21 protein-coding genes are annotated in these 24,284 nt (G+C 70.9%); 19 read left to right on the top strand and 2 right to left on the bottom strand.

The genetic code is table 11. The features are described from left to right. Nucleotides 1–35: 35 nt before the first annotated feature. Nucleotides 36–1,013, bottom strand: coding sequence for a 2-dehydropantoate 2-reductase (locus tag IE226_RS10505; protein ID WP_190080808.1), 978 nt, complete (start codon nt 1,011–1,013; stop codon nt 36–38). Nucleotides 1,014–1,219: 206 nt separating this feature from the next. On the opposite strand from IE226_RS10505, the gene IE226_RS10500 reads away from it, so the two are divergent. The 4 genes from IE226_RS10500 to IE226_RS10490 all read left to right on the top strand — a co-directional run bounded on the left by IE226_RS10500 (nt 1,220) and on the right by IE226_RS10490 (nt 4,562). Further along, nucleotides 1,220–2,590, top strand: coding sequence for an OFA family MFS transporter (locus IE226_RS10500; RefSeq protein WP_229870728.1), 1,371 nt, complete (start codon nt 1,220–1,222; stop codon nt 2,588–2,590). After that, nucleotides 2,559–2,702, top strand: coding sequence for an MFS transporter small subunit (locus IE226_RS45455; protein WP_444546075.1), 144 nt, complete (start codon nt 2,559–2,561; stop codon nt 2,700–2,702). The genes IE226_RS10500 and IE226_RS45455 overlap by 32 nt, the downstream gene beginning before the upstream one ends. Before the next feature lie 122 nt (nt 2,703–2,824). Beyond that, nucleotides 2,825–3,772 (top strand): beta-ketoacyl-ACP synthase III, encoded by a 948-nt coding sequence (locus IE226_RS10495; protein WP_190080807.1) that lies wholly within the window; start codon nt 2,825–2,827, stop codon nt 3,770–3,772. Nucleotides 3,773–3,881: 109 nt separating this feature from the next. Further along, nucleotides 3,882–4,562, top strand: a complete 681-nt coding sequence (locus tag IE226_RS10490; RefSeq protein ID WP_190080806.1) for a GntR family transcriptional regulator — start codon at nt 3,882–3,884, stop codon at nt 4,560–4,562. Between the two features lie 29 nt (nt 4,563–4,591). Here the strand turns inward: IE226_RS10490 and IE226_RS10485 are convergent, their stop codons facing one another. Beyond that, nucleotides 4,592–5,008 (bottom strand): PaaI family thioesterase, encoded by a 417-nt coding sequence (locus tag IE226_RS10485; RefSeq protein WP_190080994.1) that lies wholly within the window; start codon nt 5,006–5,008, stop codon nt 4,592–4,594. A gap of 299 nt (nt 5,009–5,307) precedes the next feature. Between IE226_RS10485 and IE226_RS10480 the strand changes: the two genes are divergently transcribed. The 15 genes from IE226_RS10480 to IE226_RS10410 all read left to right on the top strand — a co-directional run bounded on the left by IE226_RS10480 (nt 5,308) and on the right by IE226_RS10410 (nt 24,275). After that, nucleotides 5,308–6,489: an ROK family transcriptional regulator gene (locus IE226_RS10480; RefSeq protein WP_190080805.1), complete on the top strand. Its 1,182-nt coding sequence runs from the start codon at nt 5,308–5,310 to the stop codon at nt 6,487–6,489. Nucleotides 6,490–6,719: 230 nt separating this feature from the next. Next, a complete protein-coding gene (locus IE226_RS10475) occupies nt 6,720–8,237 on the top strand; it encodes a sugar ABC transporter ATP-binding protein (RefSeq protein WP_190080804.1) in 1,518 nt (505 codons plus the stop codon). Beyond that, nucleotides 8,234–9,253, top strand: a complete 1,020-nt coding sequence (locus tag IE226_RS10470; RefSeq protein WP_190080803.1) for an ABC transporter permease — start codon at nt 8,234–8,236, stop codon at nt 9,251–9,253. Before IE226_RS10475 ends, IE226_RS10470 begins: the two co-directional genes overlap by 4 nt. Nucleotides 9,254–9,271: 18 nt before the next feature. Then, on the top strand, nt 9,272–10,312 hold the full coding sequence (locus IE226_RS10465) for a substrate-binding domain-containing protein (RefSeq protein ID WP_190080802.1): 1,041 nt from the start codon (nt 9,272–9,274) through the stop codon (nt 10,310–10,312). Between the two features lie 48 nt (nt 10,313–10,360). Next, nucleotides 10,361–11,578, top strand: coding sequence for a Gfo/Idh/MocA family protein (locus IE226_RS10460; RefSeq protein ID WP_190080801.1), 1,218 nt, complete (start codon nt 10,361–10,363; stop codon nt 11,576–11,578). Between the two features lie 12 nt (nt 11,579–11,590). Then, entirely contained in the window at nt 11,591–12,592 is a 1,002-nt protein-coding gene (locus IE226_RS10455) for a sugar phosphate isomerase/epimerase family protein (RefSeq protein WP_190080800.1), read from the top strand. Between the two features lie 233 nt (nt 12,593–12,825). After that, nucleotides 12,826–15,333 carry a PQQ-dependent sugar dehydrogenase gene (locus tag IE226_RS10450; RefSeq protein ID WP_190080799.1) on the top strand — a complete coding sequence of 836 codons (2,508 nt, stop codon included), beginning with the start codon at nt 12,826–12,828 and terminating at the stop codon, nt 15,331–15,333. 18 nt (nt 15,334–15,351) lie between these two features. After that, a complete protein-coding gene (locus IE226_RS10445) occupies nt 15,352–16,746 on the top strand; it encodes a ThuA domain-containing protein (protein WP_190080798.1) in 1,395 nt (464 codons plus the stop codon). A gap of 118 nt (nt 16,747–16,864) precedes the next feature. Next, complete coding sequence (locus IE226_RS10440) at nt 16,865–18,025, top strand: inositol-3-phosphate synthase (protein ID WP_190080797.1); 1,161 nt, start codon at nt 16,865–16,867, stop codon at nt 18,023–18,025. Further along, the gene (locus IE226_RS10435) at nt 18,022–19,215 is read left to right on the top strand and encodes an SCO3242 family prenyltransferase (RefSeq protein WP_229870727.1); all 1,194 of its coding nucleotides are present in this window, start codon (nt 18,022–18,024) and stop codon (nt 19,213–19,215) included. The genes IE226_RS10440 and IE226_RS10435 overlap by 4 nt, the downstream gene beginning before the upstream one ends. After that, nucleotides 19,212–20,201, top strand: coding sequence for a sugar phosphate isomerase/epimerase family protein (locus IE226_RS10430; protein WP_190080795.1), 990 nt, complete (start codon nt 19,212–19,214; stop codon nt 20,199–20,201). The genes IE226_RS10435 and IE226_RS10430 overlap by 4 nt, the downstream gene beginning before the upstream one ends. Then, a complete protein-coding gene (locus IE226_RS10425; protein ID WP_190080794.1) occupies nt 20,198–20,881 on the top strand; it encodes an EboA domain-containing protein in 684 nt (227 codons plus the stop codon). Before IE226_RS10430 ends, IE226_RS10425 begins: the two co-directional genes overlap by 4 nt. Beyond that, nucleotides 20,881–21,729, top strand: coding sequence for a TatD family hydrolase (locus tag IE226_RS10420; RefSeq protein WP_190080793.1), 849 nt, complete (start codon nt 20,881–20,883; stop codon nt 21,727–21,729). The genes IE226_RS10425 and IE226_RS10420 overlap by 1 nt, the downstream gene beginning before the upstream one ends. 3 nt (nt 21,730–21,732) lie before the next feature. Then, complete coding sequence (eboE, locus tag IE226_RS10415) at nt 21,733–22,902, top strand: metabolite traffic protein EboE (protein WP_190080792.1); 1,170 nt, start codon at nt 21,733–21,735, stop codon at nt 22,900–22,902. Beyond that, nucleotides 22,899–24,275 carry an alkaline phosphatase family protein gene (locus IE226_RS10410; RefSeq protein ID WP_190080791.1) on the top strand — a complete coding sequence of 459 codons (1,377 nt, stop codon included), beginning with the start codon at nt 22,899–22,901 and terminating at the stop codon, nt 24,273–24,275. The genes eboE and IE226_RS10410 overlap by 4 nt, the downstream gene beginning before the upstream one ends. Nucleotides 24,276–24,284 lie beyond the last annotated feature (9 nt).

The following is a 24,284-nucleotide window of genomic DNA, read 5'->3' as shown; positions in this document are numbered from 1 at the left end:
CGTGGTTGCGTTCATGGCGCTCCTCGTGGGCCCGTTCATGCCGCGATCCTCATGCGGTCGGCCAGCAGATCCGAGATGGCGTGGACGGTGCGGAGCGTCGGCACCGGGACCCCGGTGATCTCCGCGAGTTCCACGACGGCGGCGAGCAGTACGTCGAGTTCCAGCGGTTTGCCGCGCTCCAGGTCCTGGAGTGTGGAGGTGCGGTGGTCGCCCACGCGCTCGGCGCCCGCGAGGCGCCGTTCGACGGAGATGTCGGGGCGGCAGCCGAGGGCCGCCGCGACGGCGAGCGTCTCGTTCATCATGATCTCGATGACGCGGCGCGTGCCGCCGTGCAGACACATCTCGCGCATGGTGGCGCGGGAGAGCGCGCTGATCGGGTTGAAGGAGATGTTGCCGAGCAGCTTGATCCAGATGTCACCGCGCAGTTCGGGCTCGACGGGGCACTTCAGGCCGCCCGCCTGCATCGCCTCGCTGAAGGCGAGACAGCGCCCGGAGCGCGAGCGGTCGGGTTCGCCGACGGAGAACCGGGTGCCTTCCAGGTGCCGGACGATGCCAGGACCCTCCAGTTCGGTCGCCGCGTACACCACGCACCCGATGGCCCGCTCGGGCGCGATCACCGCACTGACCGCGCCGTCCGGGTCCACGCTGCTGACGCGGTGGCCGTCGTGCGGGCCGCCGTGCCGGTGGAAGTACCACCAGGGGATGCCGTTCTGGGCGGCGACGACCGCCGTCGTGTCGTGCAGGAGAGGCTCGATCAGCGGCCCGCACGCCGCGTACGAGTTGGCCTTCAGGCCCAGGAAGACGAAGTCGACCGGGCCGATGTCGGCCGGGTCGTCGGTGGCGTGGGCCCGCGCGGTGAAATCGCCGCGCGGGCTGTGGACACGTACTCCGTGCTGCCTCATGGCCGCCAAATGCGGTCCACGGGCGACGAGATGGACGTCGGCACCGGCGCGGTGCAGCGCGGCTCCGACATAGGCGCCGATCGCACCGGCGCCGAGGACTGCGACTTTCACGGTGGCGCGCTCCGTTCGGTCGAGGGTTCCGAAGAAGGCTCAGGATCGACGTCACATGGCAATCGCATGTCAGAAACTGTCGATGGAATATTGTCTACAGTATGGAAGTTGGCCCAGCAAGGGGTCGCGCGGGACATTGCATACCGTCGACGGAATCGACTCGACCCCCTTCCCAACTCTCCGGTTGGTTCCTACTGTTCGGGATCATGAAGCCTCCCGTCGCACCCCCGGGATGGAGTCGCTGGCTCGTACCGCCCGCCGCCCTGTCCGTACATCTCTCCATCGGCCAGGCCTACGCCTGGAGCGTCTTCAAGCCCCCGCTGGAATCCGCGCTCCACCTCAGCGGCACGCAGAGCGCGCTCCCCTTCCAGCTCGGCATCGTGATGCTCGGTCTCTCCGCGGCCTTCGGCGGCACGCTCGTGGAGCGCAACGGCCCGCGCTGGGCGATGACGGTCGCCCTCGTCTGCTTCTCCTCGGGCTTCCTGATCGCGGCACTCGGCGCGGCGGTCAGTCAGTACTGGCTGATCGTCTTCGGCTACGGCTTCGTCGGCGGCATCGGTCTGGGCATCGGCTACATCTCGCCCGTGTCGACACTGATCAAGTGGTTCCCGGACCGCCCCGGCATGGCGACCGGCATCGCGATCATGGGCTTCGGCGGCGGCGCGCTCATCGCCTCGCCCTGGTCGGCGCAGATGCTGGACTCCTTCGGCACGGACAACGACGGCATCGCCCTCGCCTTCCTCGTGCACGGCCTCACGTACGCCGTCTTCATGTCGCTCGGCGTGTTCCTGGTGCGGGTTCCGCGTACGGAGGGTGCGCGGACGCCCGGCGCCCCCGGTGTCCTCGACGGGCCGCAGGTCTCCGCGCGGGCCGCCGTGCGGACGCCCCAGTTCTGGTGCCTGTGGATCGTGCTCTGCATGAACGTGACCGCGGGCATCGGCATCCTGGAGAAGGCCGCGCCCATGATCACCGACTTCTTCTCCGACACCTCGACACCGGTCTCGGCCGCCGCGGCCGCGGGCTTCGTCGCCCTGCTCTCCGCCGCCAACATGGCCGGCCGCATCGGATGGTCGTCGGCGTCCGACCTGATCGGCCGCAAGAACGTCTACCGCGTCTACCTGGGCGCCGGCGCGCTGATGTATCTGCTGATCGCCGCCTTCGGGGACGGCTCGAAGCCGCTCTTCGTGATCTGCGCCCTGGTGATCCTCTCCTTCTACGGCGGCGGCTTCGCGACGATCCCCGCGTACCTGAAGGACCTGTTCGGGACCTATCAGGTCGGCGCGATCCACGGCCGCCTGCTCACCGCCTGGTCCACGGCGGGCGTCCTCGGGCCGCTGATCGTCAACTGGGTCGCCGACCGCCAGGAGGAGGCGGGCAAGAGCGGGGCCGGGCTCTACGGACTCTCCCTCACGATCATGATCGGGCTCCTTGCCGTCGGCTTCGTGGCGAACGAGTTCGTCCGGCCCGTCCACGCCCGCCACCACATTCCCGCCCCGAAGGACCCGCAGGACCCGAATGACCCGCAGGACCCGAAGGAGGAAGCCCATGACGGCACCGACCAGCACGCCGCCAAGTAGTCCGCCCCGCCGCCGGGCGCTGATCGTCGGCGCCTGGCTCTGGGTGGGCGTTCCGCTCGCATATGGGCTCTATGAACTCGTACACAAGGCCACCCAGCTTTTCACCGGGTGACGCGATGATGAGAAGTGTCCAAACCCCGCGCCCGTTTCCTGTCGCTTTACGCGTCCTGTTACCGGTGAGTCGCTGACCAGACTGGACGGTCCCGCATCTCCGGCACCAAGGGGGACCCGTTCATGCACGGCTCACGCATCGCCGCCGTCGGCCACTACCAGCCCGCCAAGATCCTGACCAACGAGGACCTGGCGGGCATGGTCGACACGAGCGACGAGTGGATCCGCTCCCGCGTGGGCATCCGCACCCGCCACATCGCGGGGCCCGGGGAGCCGGTCGACGAGCTCGCCGCACACGCGGGGGCCAAGGCCGTCGCCGCCGCGGGGCTGACGCCGGACGCCATCGACCTCGTCCTGGTCGCCACCTCCACCGCCATCGACCGCTCGCCGAACATGGCGGCACGGGTGGCCGCCCGGCTCGGCATGCCCTCCCCGGCCACCATGGACATCAACGTCGTGTGCGCGGGTTTCACGCACGCGCTCGCCACGGCCGACCACGCCGTACGGGCAGGGGGCGCCGCCCGCGTCCTGGTGATCGGCGCCGACAAGATGTCCGAGGTCGCCGACTGGACGGACCGCACCACCTGCGTCCTGGTCGGGGACGGCGCGGGCGCCGCGGTCGTCGAGGCCTGCGAGCCGGGCGGAGCGCCCGGCATCGGTCCGGTGCTCTGGGGCTCGGTGCCCGAGATGGGCAACGCCGTCCGTATCGAGGGCACGCCCCCGCGGTTCGCGCAGGAGGGGCAGAGCGTCTACCGCTGGGCGACGACGCAGCTGCCGCCGCTCGCCCGCAAGGCCTGCGAGTCCGCCGGTCTCACGCCCGCGGACCTGGCGGCCGTCGTCCTGCACCAGGCCAACCTGCGCATCATCGAGCCCCTCGCCGAGCGGATCGGCGCGGTCAACGCGGTCATCGCGCGTGACGTCGTGAACTCCGGCAACACCTCGGCGGGCAGCATCCCGCTCGCCCTGTCCAAGCTGGTGGAGCGCGGCGAGATCAACCACGGGGACCCGGTGCTGCTCTTCGGCTTCGGCGGGAACCTGTCGTACGCGGGCCAGGTCATCCGCTGCCCCTAGCGGACGGACCAGCGCTGCCCGGCCGTGTGACGGGGCCAACTCCCCCTGGTGCTGGCCATTGTGCTCAGTAGACTGTAGACAAAAGGCAATCGTCGAGGAGGGGACCGCGATGTTGTCCACAGGACTGCCGCAGGGGGCGGTGCCCAAGCTGGAACGCCCCGGTCCGCTCCGGGAGCGGGTCTACGAAGCGCTGCTCGAACTCATCACCACCCGCGCGCTACAGCCGGGCCAGCACCTCGTGGAGAGCGAACTTGCCGGACACCTCGGGGTGTCACGGCAGCCCGTGCGCGAGGCGCTGCAACGGCTCAACACCGAGGGCTGGGTCGATCTGCGGCCCGCGCAGGGCGCCTTTGTGCACGAGCCCACCGAGGAGGAGGCGGACCAGCTGCTCACGGTCCGCACGCTCCTGGAGGCCGAGGCCGCCCGGCTCGCCGCGGCCAACACGGGCACCGCGGGCATCACCGCCCTGGAAGAGCTGTGCGCCAAGGGAGAACAGGCCGTCGCGGACGGCGAGGTCGACCTGGTGGTGACCCTCAACGCCGCCTTCCACGCCAAGGTGATGGAGCTCGCCGGCAATGTCGTGCTCGCCGAACTCGCCGGACAGGTGGACCGCCGCGTGCGCTGGTACTACACACCGGTCGCCCGCCGGCGCGGCAAGCAGTCCTGGATCGAGCACCGTGCGCTGATCGCGGCGATCGCCGAGCGCGACGAGGGCAAGGCCACGGAGATCATGCGGGCGCACACCGAGCACACCCGGCAGACCTACCACCGGCGCGAGCGCGACGCCTGACGCGGCACCCTGCGTCACCCTGCGGCGCCTCACGCCTTGCGGGGTGCTAGGACAGCCTGCGTCTGCGTCGTCTGCCCGGCCGGGCGGCCCTCCGCGTCGTAGACATCCGTCTGTACGACGACGAAGGAGCCGCCCACGTGCAGCGGGCGGGCCACGGCGCGGGCGCTGCCGGAGCGTACGGCGCGGAAGAAGTTCGTCTTGGACTCCACCGTGGACGTGTTCGCCCCCGCCGGCAGGTTGAGGAAGGCGCAGACCGCGCCCATCGTGTCGGCGAGCGTCATCAGCGCACCGCCGTGCAGGACCCCGCCCACCGTGCACAGCTGCGCCGACCAGGGCAGGGTGCCGGCGGCGCGATCGGCCGCGGCCTCGTCGAGCGTGATGCCCAGGTGCACGGCAAAGGGGAGAGCGGCAAGGAGATCGGCGGTGCTCGCGGTGTCGGAAGGCATGGCACCACCCTGCCCGTGATGCCCCGGCGGGTCGATTACCTCTGAGGTCATGAGGTCATGATGCGGGCCCTCCAGTCCGCCGGCGGCGTGCGACAGCCCGTCCGCGGGACACGTCTGCCCGCCCCTTTGTCCTGTGACTGGAGAAAGTCATGGGTAATTCCTGCGCAACTTCTTCCCACTCCCGGCAGGCGCTGCTACGTTCCCCTCGAAAGCCCGACGCGACGACGAAAATCCGCCGCGGTGGGGCGAGTTGGACGACATGAGTTGCCCGAAGAGGCGGGGAGGGGCGCGTGAGACGTATGACGGCTCGACCCGCCAATGCGCACCAGGCGCGACTGCTGCGGCTGCTGCGTGACGGAGGGCCCAACTCCCGTGCCCAGCTGGGCGATCAGGTCGACCTCTCGCGGTCGAAGCTGGCCGTCGAGGTGGACCGGCTACTGGAGACCGGACTCGTGGTCGCCGACGGACTCGCCGCCTCGCGCGGCGGCCGCCGCTCCCACAACATCCGCCTGGCCCCCGGCCTCCGCTTCCTCGGCGTGGACATCGGCGCGACCTCGGTCGACGTAGCGGTGACCAATGCCGAACTGGAGGTCCTCGGTCACATCAACCAGCCCATGGACGTGCGCGAAGGACCCGTCGCGGTCTTCGAGCAAGTCCTCGCCATGGCGGCCAAGTTGAAGGCCTCCGGACTCGCGGAAGGGTTCGACGGCGCCGGGATCGGCGTCCCCGGCCCCGTCCGCTTCCCCGAAGGCGTCCCGGTCGCCCCGCCGATCATGCCGGGGTGGGACGGCTTCCCCGTACGGGAGGCCATCAGCCAGGACCTGGGCTGCCCCGTCATGGTCGACAACGACGTGAACCTGATGGCGATGGGGGAGCAGCACGCGGGCGTCGCACGCTCCGTGGGCGACTTCCTCTGCGTCAAGATCGGCACGGGCATCGGCTGCGGGATCGTCGTCGGCGGTGAGGTCTACCGAGGGGTGACCGGCAGCGCGGGCGACATCGGACACATCCAGGTCGAACCGGACGGGCGGCCCTGCGCCTGCGGAAACAAGGGCTGCCTGGAGGCGTACTTCAGCGGCGCGGCACTCGCCCGCGACGCGGAGGACGCCGTCGGCCAAGGGCTCCTCCAGGAGCTCGCGGACCGCCTGGACACCGCGGGCAAGCTCAGCGCGGTCGACGTCGCCGCGGCGGCCGCCGCCGGTGACGCCACCGCGATCGACCTCATCCGCGCGGGCGGCAACCGCACCGGCCAGGTCATCGCGGGTCTCGTCAGCTTCTTCAACCCCGGCCTCGTGGTGATCGGCGGCGGTGTGACCGGCCTCGGCCATACGCTGCTCGCCGCCATCCGCACGCAGGTCTACCGCCAGTCGCTGCCCCTGGCGACCGGCAACCTCCCCATCGTCCTCGGCGAACTGGGACCGACCGCCGGAGTCATCGGCGGCGCCCGGCTCATCAGCGATCACCTGTTCTCACCGGCCTGACCGGCACGTTCCTGACCGGCCCGACCGGTGCGCACGACCCGTAGCACCGTCCGTACGTCGCACGACCCGCACCACCGTCCGTACGCCGCACGACCCGCACCACACCTCACCCAGTACAGCGCGCTGCCTCGCCCTGCTCCGAAACAGCTCCGCCCCTCCCGGGGGCCATCGCCCTACCCCGCCCTGCCCTGCAACCGGCCGCACCCGCCGACCCGCCCAAGGGAACAGTCATGGCACCAGAACCACCGCTGCTCACCATGTCCGGCATCACCAAGTCGTTCCCCGGCGTCCGCGCCCTCGACGGCGTCGACCTCCAGGTCCAGGCCGGCGAAGTGCACTGCCTGCTCGGCCAGAACGGCGCCGGCAAGTCCACGCTCATCAAGGTCCTCGCCGGCGCCCACCAGCCCGACGACGGCGAGATCACCTGGCGCGGCGAGCGCACCGTGCTCAAGTCGCCCATCGCCGCCATGCGCCTCGGCATCGCCACCATCTACCAGGAACTCGACCTGGTGGAGGGCCTGTCCGTCGCCGAGAACGTCCACCTCGGGCATGAGCCGACCGCCGCGGGGTTCGTCGTGAAGGGCCGCGAGGCGAAGGCGTCGACCGTCGCACTGCTCAAGCGGCTCGGCCACGCGGAGATCGACCCGGGCACGCTCGTCGGCGACCTCTCGGCCGCCCACCAGCAGATCGTGTCCATGGCCCGCGCGCTCTCCCACGAAGTGCGCCTGATCGTCATGGACGAGCCGTCGGCCGCCCTCGACCCGGACGAGGTCGACAACCTCTTCCGCATCGTCGGCGACCTCACGGCGGACGGCGTCGCCGTCGTCTACATCTCCCACCGCCTCGAAGAGATCCGCCGCATCGGCGACCGCGTCACCGTCCTCAAGGACGGCCGGGCCGTGGCGGGCGGACTCCCCGCGAAAGAGACGCCGACCCGCGACGTCGTCGCCCTGATGACGGGCCGCAACGTCGAGTACGTCTTCCCGGACCGCCCCGTCGAACCCCCGGTCACCGAACCGGTGTTGAAGGTGCGGGGCCTGGCCCGCGAGGGCGAGTTCGAACCCCTCGACCTCGAACTGCGCCCCGGCGAGATCGTCGGCCTCGCGGGACTCGTCGGCTCCGGGCGCTCCGAGATCCTGGAGACCATCTACGGCGCACGCAAGTCGACCGCCGGACAAGTCGTCGTCGACGGACAGACGTTGAAGCCGGGCAGTGTGCGTGCCGCCGTGCGCGCGGGGCTCGGGCTCGCCCCCGAGGAGCGCAAGGCGCAGGCCCTGCTCATGCTGGAGTCCGTCACCAACAACGTGTCGGTCTCCTCCATGTCCCGCTTCTCGCGCGGGGGCTGGCTCGACCGCGGCGCCGAGAGGAAGGCCGCGCAGACCGCGACGCGCGAACTCTCGCTGCGCCCCGACAACCCCACCGCGCCCGTGCGCACGCTCTCCGGCGGCAACCAGCAAAAGGCCGTCCTGGCCCGCTGGCTGCTCCGCGGCTGCCGCGTCCTGCTGCTCGACGAGCCGACCCGCGGCGTGGACATCGGCGCCCGCGCCGAGCTGTACTCCGTGATCCGCCGCCTCGCCGACGAGGGCCTCGCCGTCCTGCTCGTCTCCAGCGAAGTGCCCGAGGTCCTGGGCCTCGCCGACCGTGTCCTGGTCCTCCGCGAGGGCCGCGTCGTCCATACGGCGCCCGCCCGCGACCTCGACGAACACCGCGTACTCGATCTCGTACTCGAAGGGAGCCCGGCGTCATGACGCAGCCCGCATCGCCGCCCCGGCCCGCCGCATCTAAGTCCCGACCGGCGGATGGGCCAAGCCCGTTGCGGTCGGTGGCCGCACGCGTCGACGTGCGGACGCTGTCCCTCCTCGGCGTGCTCGCCGCCCTGATCCTGATCGGCGGCATCACCCAGCCCGACTCGTTCCTGGACACGGACAACGTCCAGCTGATCCTCACCCAGGCATCCGTCATCGGCGTCGTCACGGTCGGCATGACGTTCGTGATCATCTCTGGCGGCATCGACCTGTCGGTCGGCGCGATCGTGGCGCTCGCCTCGGTGTGGGCGACGACGGTGGCGACCCAGGAGTACGGCTTCGCGGGCATCCTCTTCACCGCGGTGATCGTCGGCATGGCCTGCGGCCTCGTCAACGGCGTGCTCATCGCGTACGGCAGGATGGTGCCGTTCATCGCGACGCTCGCGATGCTGGCGTCGGGCCGCGGCCTCGCCCTGCAGATCACCGACGGCAAGACGCAGATGGTCACTGTGGACGGGGTCCTCAAGCTCGGCGAGCGCGACTCCTACATCCTCGGCATCCCGCCGCTCGTCCTCGTCTTCGCGGCCGTCACCGTCATCGGCTGGCTGCTCCTGAACCGCACCACCTTCGGGCGCCGCTCGGTCGCCGTCGGCGGCAACGCGGAAGCGGCGCGCCTCGCCGGTATCGACGTACGCAGGCAGCGCCTCTACCTCTACCTGCTCTCCGGCCTCTGCTGCGGGATCGCGGCCTTCCTCCTGATCGTCCTGTCCGGGTCGGGCCAGAACACCAACGGCAACCTCTACGAACTCGACGCGATCGCCGCCGCGATCATCGGCGGCACCCTGCTCAGCGGCGGCCGGGGCACCATCACCGGCTCCGTGCTCGGCGTACTGATCTTCATGACGATCCAGAACATCTTCGCGCTGAACAACCTGGAGACCGCGACCCAGCAGATCGCCAAGGGGGCGATCATCGTCGCCGCGGTGCTCGTGCAGCGACGTACGGCCTCAACCACCTGACCCGAGAGGTTCACCGACATGCCAGAGATCACGAGCCGCAGAGGGTTGCTCTTCGGAGCGGCCGCCCTGTCCACCGGTGCCCTCATAACGGGATGCACCAGCAATGAGCCAAAGGACGAGGGGTCGGACGACAAGGACCAGCCGGTCGCCGACGACAAGCCCGGCAAGCAGGTCACCATCGGCTTCGCGGGCCCGCAGGCCGACCACGGCTGGCTCAACGCGATCAACGACAACGCCAAGGAACGGGCGAAGAAGTACTCGGACGTCACCCTGGAGTCCACCGAGGGCTCGAACGACACCGCCGCCCAGATAGGCCAGGTCGAGACGCTGATCAACAAGAAGGTCGACGTCCTGGTGATCCTGCCGGCCGACGGCAAGGCGCTCACGCAGGTCGGCCTGAAGGCCATGAAGGCGGGCATCCCCGTCGTCAACCTCGACCGCGTCTTCGCCACGCCGCAGGCCTACCGCTGCTGGATCGGCGGCGACAACTACGGCATGGGCCTCAGCGCCGGCCACTACATCGGCGAGAAGCTCAAGGGCAAGAAGAACGCCAAGGTCATCGAATTGGCGGGGCTCGACAACCTCGAACTCACCAAGCAGCGCACCAAGGGCTTCGACGACGCCCTGAAGAACTACTCGAACATCGAGAAGGTCGCCCGGCAGGCCGCCGACTTCACCGTCGAGTCGGGCCAGTCGAAGATGTCCCAGCTCCTCCAGGCGCAGAAGAACTTCGACGCCCTGTGGAACCACGACGACGACCAGGGTGTGGGCGCGCTGCGCGCCATCAAGCAGGCGGGCCGCGACGACTTCCTGATGGTCGGCGGCGCGGGCGCGCTCTCCGCCTTCCAGGCCATCGAGTCCGACGACAGCGTGCTCAAGGCCACCGTCCTCTACCCGCCGACCATGGCCGCGTCCGCCATCGACCTGGCGCGCGCCCTCGGACAGGGCAAGGGCATCAGCGGGATGGCGGAGTTCGAGATCCCGTCCTTCGTCACCTGCTACTCCGCCGTGGTCGACAAGGAGAACGTCGACAAGTACATGTCCACCGGCTTCAAGTGATGCGCGCAGCCGCACCCCCCACCGAGCGTTTACGAGGAGGAGTACCGCATGCGTGAGACGGAACACGAGGCTGAACCCGGTAAGCGGCCACTGGGGGTGGGCATGGTCGGATACGCCTTCATGGGCGCCGCCCACTCCCAGGGCTGGCGCACCGTCGGACGCGTCTTCGACCTGCCGCTGCAACCGGTCCTCTCGGCGGTCTGCGGACGCGACGGCGCCGCCGTGCGCGCCGCCGCGGACCGGCTCGGGTGGGCGTCGGCGGAGACCGACTGGCGCGCACTCGTGGCCCGTGACGACATCGACCTGATCGACATCTGCACGCCCGGCGACAGCCATGCGGAGATCGCGATCGCCGCACTCGACGCGGGCAAGCACGTGCTGTGCGAGAAGCCCCTCGCCAACACCGTCGAGGAGGCCGAGGCGATGGTCGAGGCCGCCGAGCGGGCCCGGGCGCGCGGGCAGGTGGCGATGGTCGGCTTCAACTACCGCCGTGTTCCCGCTCTCGCGCTCGCCCGGCAGATGGTGGCCGACGGGCGCCTGGGCACGCTGCGGCACGTGCGGCTCAGCTACCTCCAGGACTGGCTGGTCGACCCCGCCTTCCCGCTGACGTGGCGGCTGCGCAAGGACCGCGCGGGCTCGGGCGCGCTCGGCGATCTGGGCGCGCACATCGTGGACCTCGCGCAGTACCTGGCGGGGGAGCCGGTGGCGGGCGTCTCGGCGCTGACCGAGACCTTCGTACGGGAGCGGCCGCTGCCCGGCGGGGCGTCCAGCGGGCTCACGGGGGAGGGCGGCACCGGGACCGGCCAGGTCACGGTGGACGACGCGGCGGTCTTCACCGGCCGCTTCCCGTCGGGCGCCCTCGCCTCCTTCGAAGCGACGCGGTTCGCCGCGGGCCGCAAGAACGCGCTGAGGCTCGAACTCAACGGTTCGGACGGCTCGCTGGCCTTCGATCTGGAGCGCCTGAACGAGCTCTCCTTCCACGACCACACGGAGCCGGCCATGTCATCGGGCTTCCGCCGCATCCTGGTGACCGAGCCGGGCCATCCGTACCTGGAGGCCTGGTGGCCGCCGGGCCACGGCCTCGGCTACGAGCACACGTTCGTGCACCAGGCCCGCGACCTGCTGCACGCCATCGCCACGGGCGCGCAGCCCGAACCGTCCTTCGCCGCGGGCCTCTCGGTCCAGCGGGTGCTCGCCGCGGTGGAGGAGAGCGCGGAGAAGAACTCGGTCTACACCCCTGTAGCTTCCACTCCCGTCACGGTCTGAGGAGGCCTGTTCATGCCCCGCGAATTCACGCTCTTCACCGGCCAGTGGGCCGACCTGCCGCTCGAAGAGGTCTGTCGCCTCGCCCGCGACTTCGGCTACGACGGCCTCGAACTCGCCTGCTGGGGCGACCACTTCGAGGTCGACAAGGCGCTGAGCGACAGCACCTATCTGGACTCGCGCCGCCGGCTCCTGGACAAGTACGGCCTCAAGTGCCGGGCCATCTCCAACCACCTGGTCGGGCAGGCCGTCTGCGACGCGATCATCGACGAACGGCACCAGGCGATCCTGCCCGCCCGCATCTGGGGCGACGGCGACGCGGAGGGCGTGCGGCAGCGGGCCGCCCGCGAGATCGAGGACACGGCGCGCGCGGCGGCGGGCTTCGGCGTCGACACGATCATCGGCTTCACGGGCTCCGCGATCTGGCATCTGGTGGCGATGTTCCCGCCCGTGCCGGACAGCATGATCGAGCGCGGCTACGACGACTTCGCCGAGCGCTGGAACCCGATCCTCGACGTCTTCGACGTACAGGGCGTGCGCTTCGCCCACGAGGTGCACCCCTCGGAGATCGCGTACGACTACTGGACGACGCAGCGCGCCCTGGAGGCCGTCGACCACCGCCCGGCCTTCGGCCTCAACTTCGACCCGTCGCACTTCGTGTGGCAGGACCTGGACCCGGTCGGTTTCCTCTACGACTTCCGGGACCGGATCTACCACGTCGACTGCAAGGAGGCGCGGCGCAGGCTCGACGGCCGCAACGGCCGCCTCGGCTCGCACCTGCCGTGGGGCGACCCGCGCCGCGGCTGGGACTTCGTGTCGGCGGGCCACGGGGACGTCCCCTGGGAGGACGTGTTCCGGATGCTGCGCTCGATCGGCTACGAGGGCCCTGTCTCGGTGGAGTGGGAGGACGCCGGGATGGACCGCCTCCAAGGGGCGCCGGAGGCGCTGAAGCGTCTGAAGGCGTTCGACTTCGAACCGCCGACGGCCTCGTTCGACGCGGCGTTCGGCGGCAACTGAGCTCTGCAGAGCGGTAGCCGGGCGGGGAGCCCTTGCTCTGACTCTGAGTCACTTTGTCCTGCGCAAGGAAAAAGCTGAACTCTATTGCTGTGCAAGGGCTTTCCGTCCAGGACGAACGTGGCTACCGTCCCTGATGTGTACAGGACATGAACCTTCCGGGGTGACGGCGCACCCCGGCGCCCAGCGCCCCCGCACACACCCGCGTACGACCGTCCCCCTTCCGGAGGAACACCGTGCACAGGAAACGCCTCAGATTCCGCAAGACCCTCGCGCTCTTCACCGGCACCCTGCTGGCCGGCGCCAGCCTCACCCTCGTCGCGCCCGCGGCGAACGCCGCCGACCCGGAGGCCGTCCGCGCCGCGCAGACGCAGGCGGACAAGGCGGCCGCAGGTAAGTCCACCGGCAAGGCCGCGGCGGCCGAAGACTTCCAGCAAGTCACCCTCGCCAAGGGCGGGGAGGAGACGGGCGAGCCGATGACGCTCTCCGTCCTGCCCGACCGCTCGGTCCTGCACACCTCCCGCGACGGCACACTCCGCCTCACGGACGCTGCGGGCAACACCAAGATCGCGGGCAAGATACCGGTCTACTCGCACGACGAAGAGGGCCTCCAAGGCGTCGCACTCGACCCCAAGTTCAGCGAGAACCGGGCGGTCTACCTCTACTACGCGCCCCCGCTGGACACCCCGGCGGGCGACGCCCCGGAGACCGGAACGGCCGAGGACTTCAAGAAGTTCGACGGCGTCAACCGCCTCTCCCGCTTCGTCCTGAAGGCCGACGGCACCCTGGACAACGCCAGCGAGAAGAAGGTCCTTGACGTCCCCGCGAGCCGCGGCATCTGCTGCCACGTCGGCGGCGACATCGACTTCGACAAGGACGGCAACCTCTATCTCTCGACGGGCGACGACTCCAACCCCTTCGCCTCCGACGGCTTCTCGCCCCTCGACGACCGCGCGGACCGCAACCCCGCCTTCGACGCCCGTCGCAGCGCCGGCAACAGCAACGACCTGCGCGGCAAGATCCTGCGCATCAAGGTCGCGGACGACGGCACGTACACCGTCCCGGACGGCAACCTCTTCGCGCCGGGCACGGACAATACCCGTCCCGAGATCTACGCGATGGGCTTCCGCAACCCCTTCCGCATGAGCGTCGACAAGCCGACCGGCATCGTGTACGTCGGTGACTACGGGCCCGACGCGGGAGCGGCCGACCCCAAGCGCGGCCCCGCGGGCCAGGTCGAGTTCGCCCGCGTGACCAAGCCGGGCAACTTCGGCTGGCCGTACTGCACCGGCAAGAACGACGCCTACATCGACTATGACTTCGCCACCCAGACCTCCGGCGCCGCCTTCGACTGCGACGCGCCGAAGAACGACTCCGCGCACAACACCGGTCTGACCGATCTGCCGGCCGCGCAGGAAGCCTGGATTCCGTACGACGGCGGTTCCGTACCCGAGTTCGGCTCGGGCTCCGAGTCCCCGATGGCAGGACCCGTCTACCGCTATGACGCGGCGAACACCTCCCCGGTGAAGTTCCCGGAGGCGTACGACGGCGACTTCTTCGCGGGAGAGTTCGGACGGCGCTGGATCAAGCGCATCGAGCAGGGCTCGGACGGCACGGTCCAGTCCATCAACCCGGTCCCGTGGACGGGCACGCAGGTGATGGACATGGAGTTCGGCCCCGACGGCGCGCTGTACGTACTCGACTACGGCACCGCCTGGTTCGGCGGCGACGAGAACGCCGGTCTCTACCGCATCGAGAACGCCACCGACGGCCACTCCCCGGTCGTCGAGGCGAGCGCCTCCGTGACCAGCGGCCAGGCCCCGCTCACGACCAGGTTCACCGCGAAGGCCACCGACGCCGAGGGCGGCACGCTGACCTACGCGTGGGACTTCGGTGACGGCGGCAAGTCGACCCAGCAGAACCCCTCGTACACGTACAAGAAGAACGGCGTCTACACCGCGACCGTGACCGTCAAGGACTCCACCGGGCGCACCGGTTCGGCCAGCGCGCACATCACCGTCGGCAACACCGCGCCCAAGGTGACCCTGGAACTCCCCGGCGACGGGCAGATGTTCACCTTCGGCGACAAGGTGCCCTTCAAGGTGAAGGTGACCGACAAGGAAGACGGTCCGATCGACTGCACCAAGGTCAAGGTCACGCACATCCTCGGCCATGACAGCCACGGCCACCCCGTCACGTCGGCCAACGGCTGCGAAGGCACCATCCAGACGTCGGCGGACGGCGAGCACGACCCGAACGCCAACATCTTCGGAGTCTTCGACGCCGAGTACACCGACAAGGGCGCCAACGGCCAGCCCGCGCTGACCACCCACGACCAGAACGTCGTCCAGCCCAAGCACCGCCAGGGCGAGCACTTCAACGAGTCCAAGGGTGTCTCCGTGGTGAACCACACCCCGGCGCACGGCGGCAAGACGGTCGGCGAGATCAACAACGGCGACTGGATCTCCTTCAAGCCCTACATCCTGGGCAACGCCACCAAGCTGACCGCGCGCGTCGCGTCGGCCGGCGCGGGCGGCACGATCGAGGTCCGCAGCGGATCGGCCACCGGCAAGGTCCTCGGCAGGGCCGCGGTCAAGCCGACCGGCGGCTGGGAGACCTACGCGGACGTGAGCACCGCCATCAGCAAGGCCCCCAAGAAGACGACGACGCTGTTCCTGGTCTTCAAGGGCAAGGGCACCGGCGCCCTCTTCGAGGTCGACGACTTCACCTTCACCACGAGCTGAGGAAGGGGCCACCACACCATGCGGGCATCCGCACGCATCACCATCGCCACCGCAACGGCCGCCCTGCTCATCGGCTGTGTGTCGGGTCCGGCGGCCTCCGAGCCGGACACTTCGGGCTCGGCAGCGGGGGCGAAGTCTGGGTCGAAGGCGGGCGAGAAGGTCCTGGTCTTCTCCAAGACCGCGGGCTTCCGTCACGACTCCATCCCCGAAGGCATCGCCGCCATCAAGGAGCTCGGCGCGGCGAACGGCTTCACCGTCGACGCCACCGAGGACGCCAAGGCCTTCACGGCCAAGAACCTCGCGAAGTACGACGCCGTGCTCTGGCTCTCCACGACCGGCGACGTCCTCGACGGCAAGCAGCAGAGCGCCTTCGAGGGGTACATCAAGAGGGGCGGCGGGTACGTGGGCGTGCACGCCGCCGCCGACACCGAGTACGACTGGCCCTTCTACGGCGGGCTCGCGGGCGCGTACTTCCAGTCGCACCCCGCGATCCAGCCCGCGAAGGTGCGGGTCGAGGACCACGGGCACCCGTCCACGGCACATCTGCCGGGGATCTGGGAACGGACCGACGAGTGGTACAACTACCGCTCCAACCCCCGTGACCGCGCCCACGTCCTCGCCTCGCTCGACGAGTCGTCCTACACGGGCGGCTCCATGTCGGGCGACCATCCCATCGCCTGGTGCCAGGACTATCAGGGCGGCCGCTCCTTCTACACGGGCAGCGGACACACCAAGGAGTCCTTCGCCGATCCCGCGTTCCGCACCCATCTGCTCGGCGGAATCCGCTGGGCGGCGGGTGCGGCACAGGCCGACTGCCGCCCGGAGAAGGGCTACACGCCGGTCTTCGACGGCACGGCCAAGTCCCTCGACGCCTGGAAGCAGGCGGGCCCCGGCTCGTTCGAGCTGAACGAGAAGGACGGGACCCTGACGACCGTCGGCGGCATGGGCATGCTCTGGTACGACGGGGCGAAGGAGCTCGGCTCCTACTCCCTCAAGCTGGACTGGCGCATGGACGGCGACGACAACTCGGGGATCTTCGTGGGCTTCCCGCCCTCCGACGATCCCTGGTCGGCCGTGAACAACGGCTATGAGATCCAGATCGACGCCACCGACGTCCCGGAGAAGACCACGGGCTCCGTCTACGGCTTCAAGTCCGCCGACCTGAAGAAGCGCGACAAGGCGCTGAATCCGGCGGGGGAGTGGAACACGTACGAACTCCGGGTCGAGGGCGAACGCCTTCGGATCTATCTCAACGGAGTGAAGATCAACGACTTCACCAACACGGATCCGGCGAGGAGCCTGAAGGACGGTCATATCGGCATCCAGAACCACGGTGCCGAAGACCAGGTCTCCTTCCGCGACATCCGGGTGAAGGACCTGCCGGCCCGCAACGCCTCTGGCGTGGGCCGCTAGACGGCGGCGGGCGGAGGACGCCGGACCTCCGCCCGCCGTCTTGCCCCTCCCGCTTCGTCCTCTCCGTCCGCCGTCTCATCACCCCGCGCGTTCTCCGCGTGCACGACAGGAGGCAGCCGTGCCCATCTCTCCTTCTACTGGTTCTTCCGACGCTCCGGGTGGCGGTCTTACGGGGGTGTGGCTGATCGGGGCGCGCGGATCGGTCGCCACGACGGCCGTCGCGGGGTGCGCGGCCGTGACGGCGGGGCTGCATCCGCCGACCGGCATGGTCACGGAGACGCCGCCGTTCGCGGAGTCCGGTCTGCCAACGTTGTCGTCGCTCGTCTTCGGCGGCCACGACACGGTGGAGTGCCCGCTGCCCAAACGGGCCGAGGAACTGGCCGCCGGGGGCGTGCTCCCGCACGGAGTCCCCTCCGCGGTGGGCGCGGAACTGGCCGCGGCGGACGCGGAGATCCGCCCGGGCGGGCCGCGCCGCGGGGACTCCGACACGCGGACCGACGAGGAACTGATCACCTCCTTCGCCGCCGACCTGCGCGATTTCATACGCCGCCGGGGGCTCGCCCGTGCGGTGGTGGTCAACGTGGCCTCGACGGAACCGGTGCCGGCGGAGGGCGAGACGCGGCTGCCGGCCAGCTCCCTCTACGCGGCGGCGGCGCTGCGGGCGGGCTGCCCGTACGTGAACTTCACCCCGTCCGCGGGCCTGCACCATCCGGCACTCGCGTCCGCTGCCGCCTCGTCCGGGCTTCCCTACGCGGGCCGGGACGGCAAGACGGGCCAGACGCTCCTGCGCTCGGTCCTGGGCCCGATGTTCGCCCAGCGCGCGCTTGCCGTACGGGCCTGGTCCGGCACGAATCTCCTGGGCGGCGGCGACGGGGCGGCCCTCGCCGACCCGGCGGCAGCCGCGGCGAAGAACGCGGGCAAGGAGCGGGTCCTCGCCGACACGCTGGGCTCCGCCCCGCAGGGCGAGGTCCACATCGACGATGTCCCCTCGCTCGGCGACTGGAAGACCGCCTGGGACCACATCGCCTTCGACGGTTTCCTCGGCGCGCGGATGGTCCTGCAGACGACCTGGCAGGGCTGCGACTCGGCCCTTGCGGCGCCCCTGATCCTGGACCTCGCCCGCTTGGCGGCCCGCGCCCACGAGGTGGGCCTCTCGGGCCCGCTGGGCGAACTGGGCTTCTACTTCAAGGACCCGGACGACGGCTCCTCGTCGGCTCTCGCCGAACAGTACGAAGCGCTGGTGCGCTTTGCTTCGCGGCTGCGGGGGGTGTCGGCTTGAGGGGCTTGGGTGGGGGCGTAGGTGCGGGTGCGGGTGCGGGTGTCGGTTCGGATTCCGGGGAGGGTGCGGGCGTAGGGGAGCGTGAGGCTTCTCGTGGTGCCGGGGCCAGTGCCGGTGCCGGTGCCGGGGCCGGGGCCGGGGGTGGTGGTCTAGGTGGTCTGGGTGGCCTGCGCGGTTTGCGTATGGGGACCGGCCGGGACTGGGCCGAACTGCTGCGAGTGTCCGCCCTGTTCACCGTCCCCGGCGATGCGCTTGCCGGTGCGGCGGCCACGGGACTGCAGCCCAACCGCCGCACCCTGCTCGCCGTCGCCGCCTCCCTCTCCCTCTACGAGGCGGGCATGGCCCTCAACGACTGGGCCGACCGGGCGGAGGACGCGATCGAACGCCCTCACCGCCCGCTGCCGTCCGGCCGCATCGCCCCGCAGGTCGCGCTGGGCGCGGCAGCGGCGCTCACGGCAGGAGGCCTGACCCTGGCTGCCGCCGCGGGCCGCCCCGCGCTGACGGTGGCCGGCAGCCTGGCGGCCACGGTGTGGGCGTACGACCTCGGCCTGAAGCACACTCCGGCGGGCCCAGCGGCCATGGCGGCGGCCCGCGCTCTGGACCTGCTGCTCGGAGCGGCGGCCACGTCGGCGTCGACGGGGCGGTATGGGACCGGGGTGAGGGCGACGCCCGCCCCCGGTGCTGGTTCCGGCCCCCGAGGCGCGGTGCCCGCCGCCCTCGTCCTGGGCGCTCACACCCTCGCGGTGACCGCGGTCTCGCGCCGCGAGGCACAGGGCGGCTCGACAGCGGCCCCTCTGTGCGCACTCGCCGCGACAGCGGCACTGGCACAACTGCTGACCCGGGGCAGCGCTGTTGCCCGAACCGGCAGTTCGCTGATCGGCAGTTCGGTGACAGGCAGCTCGCCGACCGGCAATTCCCTGCCCGGCAGCACTCGCCGCATCGGCGTTCGCGGTGTCGTTCAGGCCGCCCTTGCCGCTACCTACGCCGCCACCGCCGCCCGCCCCCTCTTCCACGCCGCGCTCAACCCGTCTCCCCAGCTGACCCAACGGGCCGTCGGCGGCGGCATAAGGGCGATGATCCCGCTCCAAGCCGCCCTCTCCGCCCGGACGGGAGCGCTGGGCCCCGCACTACTGACCGCCGCTCTGGCCCCGGCGGCCCGCAAGTTCGGCCGGAAGGTGAGCGTCACATGACGGGTACGGACAACCGGGCAAGCGGCCCCTTCCGCTTCGGCTACGGCACCAACGGGCTGACCGACCTGCGGCTCGACGACGCCCTCGGCCTCCTCGCCGACCTCGGCTACGCGGGCGTCGGCCTGACCCTCGACCACATGCACCTCGACCCGCTCGCCCCCGACCTCGCCGCCCGCACCCGCCACGTGGCCCGCAGCCTGGAACGGCTCGGTCTGACGGCGACGATCGAGACCGGCGCCCGCTACGTCCTCGACCCCCGCCGCAAACACGGCCCCTCCCTCCTGGACCCCGACCCGGACGCACGCGCCGCCCGTGTCCGCCTGCTGCTCCGCGCCGTCCAGGTCGCCGCCGACCTGGGCGCCCACGCCGTGCACTGCTTCAGCGGCATCACCCCGGAAGGCACCCCCGAGGACACCGCCTGGCACCGGCTCGCCGAGGCCATCGGCCCCGTGGTGGACGCCGCGCACGACAGCGGCGTACCGCTTGCCATCGAGCCCGAACCCGGCCACCTCCTCTCCACGCTCGCCGACTTCCACCGGCTCCGTCACGACCTCGGCGACCCCCCGGCCCTGGGCCTCACCCTCGACATCGGCCACTGCCAGTGCCTCGAACCGCGGTCTCCCGCCGACTGCGTACGCGATGCCGCCCCCTGGCTGCGTCACGTCCAGATCGAGGACATGCGCCGCGGCGTCCACGAACACCTCCCTTTCGGGGACGGAGAGATCGACTTCCCGCCCGTACTCGCAGCCCTGGCCGCCACCGGCTACCAAGGCCTGACCGTCGTAGAACTGCCCCGCCACTCCCACGCGGGCCCCCAACTCACCGCCGAATCGATCGCGTTCCTCCACAAAGCGGCAACCGCAGCGGCAACCGAAGCGGCAACCGCAGCGGCGAGCGAGGCAGCGACCGACGCGGCGACCGGAACCGACCGCACCCCGTCCCGCACCGCCCCGCTCCCCACCCCCGCCGGAGGAGGAACCCCATGACCGACGCCCCCGTCATCGACGGCCTCCGCACCCGTCTGGAGGCCGCTCTCCCCGGCGCAGCCCGCGCCTGGCTCGACCAGGCCACCGCCGAGGCCGCCGCCCACCGCGGCCGGCCGGCCCAGAGCACCACCCCCACCTGGGAGCTGCGCTTCGCCGAAGCAGGACGACGCTGCGGCCAGGACCACGCCGACGCCGCCCGCGTGCTGCTCCTGCACGCGGCCGACGCTGACCCGGCCACTCTCGCCCGCGTCTACGGCCAGGGCACCGCGGCCGAGCGCCGCGCCGTCCTGCACGCCCTGCCCCATCTGGTCCCGGGCCCGGAGGCGCTGCCCCTGGTCGAGGACGCCCTGCGTACGAACGACACCCGGCTCGTCGCCGCCGCCGTCGGTCCCTACGCCGCCCGGCACCTCGCCCCGCACGACTGGCGCCACGCGGTCCTCAAGTGCCTGTTCACCGGCGTCCCCCTGGACGCCGTCAGCGAACTGGACCGCCGGGCCCGCGCCGACGCCGAACTCGCCCGCATGCTCGGCGACTACGCCGGCGAACGCACCGCCGCCGGTCGCACCGTCCCCGGCGATCTGCACCGCGTCCTGGCCCTGGCCGCCGCTACGGCCCCCTCGGCCAGAGCGGTGTCCTCGACCCCCGTGACCCCTTCCACCGGCGAGGAGCAGGAGTCCTGATGCGCATTTTCGACCCCCACATCCACATGACGTCCCGGACCACGGACGACTACCAGGCCATGTACGCCGCGGGCGTCCGCGCCGTCGTCGAGCCCGCGTTCTGGCTGGGCCAGCCCCGCACCTCACCCGCCTCCTTCTTCGACTATTTCGACTCCCTCCTCGGCTGGGAGCCCTTCCGCGCGGCGCAGTACGGCATCGCCCACCACTGCACCATCGCCCTCAACCCCAAAGAGGCGAACGACCCCCGCTGCACCCCGGTCCTGGACGAGCTGCCCCGGTATCTGGTCAAGGACAACGTCGTCGCCGTCGGCGAGATCGGCTACGACTCCATGACCCCCGCCGAGGACGCCGCCCTCACCGCCCAGCTCCAGCTCGCCGCCGACCACGAGCTGCCGGCGCTCGTCCACACCCCGCACCGCGACAAGCTCGCCGGCCTGCGCCGCACCATCGACGTCGTCCGGGAATCCGCGCTGCCCCTGGACCGGGTCCTCATCGACCACCTCAACGAGACCACCGTCAAGGAGGCCAAGGACAGCGGCTGCTGGCTCGGTTTCTCCGTCTATCCCGACACCAAGATGGACGAGGACCGGATGGTCGCCATCCTGCGCGACCACGGCCCCGAGCGGGTCCTGGTGAACTCGGCCGCCGACTGGGGCAAGAGCGACCCGCTCAAGACCCGCAAGGTCGCCGACGCGATGCTCGAAGGCGGGTTCAGCGAGGACGACGTCGACCTGGTCCTGTGGCGCAACCCGGTCGCCTTCTACGGACTCAGCGGCCGCCTCGCGCTCGACGTCACGGACACCGATGCCACGCACGACGGCAATTCCATCCTCCGCGGCGGGGCGTGAGCCATGCGCTTCAGGCACCCCGACGGCAGCGTCGTCCACCTCGCCTACTGCACCAACGTCCACCCGGCCGAGACTCTCGACGGCGTCCTCGCGCAACTCCGAGACCACTGCGAACCCGTACGCAAACGGCTCGGCAGGGACCGGCTCGGCATCGGCCTGTGGCTCGCCAAGGACGCCGCCCACGCCCTGGTCACCGACCCGGCCGCACTGCGCGGGCTGCGCACCGAACTCGACCGGCGCGGCCTCGAGGTCGTCACCCTCAACGGCTTCCCGTACGAGGGTTTCGGCGCCGAAGAGGTCAAGTACCGCGTCTACAAGCCGGACTGGACCGACCCCGAGCGTCTCTCCCACACCACCGACCTGGCCCGTCTCCTCGCCGCGCTCCTCCCGGACGATGTCGTGGAAGGCACCATCTCCACCCTTCCCCTCGCCTGGCGCACCCCCTTCGACACCACCCGCGCCGAAGCCGCCCGGTCCGCCCTCACCGCACTCGCCCAGCGCCTCGACGCCCTCGCCGAGCTGACCGGCAAATCGATCCGCGTCGGCCTCGAACCGGAACCGGGCTGCACCGTGGAGACCACGGGCGACGCGATCGCCCCGCTCAACGCGGTCGGCCACGACCGCATCGGTGTCTGCGTCGACACCTGCCACCTCGCCACCTCCTTCGAGGACCCGCGAACCGCGCTCGACGCGCTCGCCGTCGCGGGCATCCCCGTCGTCAAATCCCAGCTCTCCGCCGCCCTGCATGCCGAGCACCCCCATCTCCCCGAAGTCCGCGAGGCCCTCGCCGCCTTCGACGAACCCCGCTTCCTGCACCAGACCCGCACCAAGACCGACACCGGCCTGCACGGCACCGACGACCTCGGCGAATCCCTCGCCGGCGGCGCCCTGCCCGAGAGCACACCCTGGCGCGCCCACTTCCACGTCCCCCTGCACGCGGCTCCCGCACCGCCCCTGACCTCCACGCTCCCCGTGCTCAAGGACACCCTCGCCCAGCTGGTCGGCGGCCCCGACCCCCGTACCCGGCACCTCGAGGTCGAGACCTACACCTGGCAGGCGCTGCCGCCCGAACTGCGCCCCCGCTCCCGCCCCCAGCTCGCCGACGGCATCGCCGCCGAGCTGACCCTCGCCCGCGATCTCCTGACGGACCTCGGCCTGAAGGAACTGCCATGAGCCCCACACCCCTCCTCGTCCTGGACGTCGTCGGCCTCACCCCCCGTCTCCTCGACCACATGCCGCACCTCAAGTCCCTGGGCCAGTCCGGCTCCCGGGCCGCGCTCGGCACGGTCCTGCCCGCCGTCACCTGCGCCGCCCAGTCCACCTTCCTCACCGGTACCACCCCCGCCGAGCACGGCATCGTCGGCAACGGCTGGTACTTCCGCGAGCTCGGCGACGTACTCCTGTGGCGCCAGCACAACGGCCTCGTCGCCGGCGACAAGCTGTGGGACGCCGCCCGCCGCGCGCACCCCGGCTACACCGTCGCCAATATCTGCTGGTGGTACGCCATGGGCGCCGACACCGACATCACCATCACCCCCCGTCCCGTCTACTACGCCGACGGCCGCAAGGAACCCGACTGCTACACGCGGCCCCCGGACCTGCACGACGAACTCACCGAAAAACTGGGCACGTTCCCCCTCTTCCACTTCTGGGGCCCCGGCGCCGACATCGTCTCCAGCCGCTGGATCGCGGACGCCACCCGCCACATCATCAGCACCCGCCACCCCGACCTGGCCCTCTGCTACCTCCCCCACCTCGACTACGACCTACAGCGCTTCGGCCCCGACGCCCCGCGCTCCCACCGGGCCGCCGCCGAACTCGACGCGACCATCGCCCCCCTCCTCGACGACGCGAAGGCGGAGGGCCGCACCGTCGTCGCCCTGTCCGAGTACGGCATCACCCGCGTGGACCGGCCCGTCGACATCAACCGCGCCCTGCGCCGCGCCGGACTGCTCGAAGTGCACACCCAGGACGGCATGGAGTACCTCGACCCGATGGCCTCCCGAGCCTTCGCCGTCGCGGACCACCAGATCGCCCACATCTACGTGCGCAGACCCGAGGACCTGGAGGTCACACGCCAGGCCCTGGCCGACCTGCCCGGCATCGAGCAGCTCCTGGACGACGAGGGCAAGAAGGCCAACCACCTGGACCACCCGCGCTCCGGCGAACTCGTCGCCGTCGCCGAGCCCGATGCCTGGTTCACGTACTACTACTGGCTCGACGACGCCCGCGCGCCCGACTTCGCGCAGCTCGTCGAGATCCACCGCAAACCCGGCTACGACCCCGTCGAGCTGTTCATGGACCCGCTCGACCCCTACGTGAAGGTCAAGGCCGCGAAGGCGCTGGCCCGCAAGAAGCTCGGCATGCGCTACCGCATGGCGGTCGTGCCCCTCGACGCGTCACCTATTCGAGGCAGCCACGGCCGCCTCCCCCTGAGCGACGACGACGGTCCGCTCATCATCAGCTCCACCCCCCATGCGTTTCCCGACCGGATCGCGGCCACCGCCGTGAAATCCCTGCTCCTCGACCTGGCAGGCCTGGGCTGAGGAGCCATT

Source organism: Streptomyces longisporoflavus (genome assembly GCF_014649775.1).
Lineage (GTDB): Bacteria > Actinomycetota > Actinomycetes > Streptomycetales > Streptomycetaceae > Streptomyces > Streptomyces longisporoflavus.
This window is presented reverse-complemented; position numbering and strand designations above follow the sequence as displayed.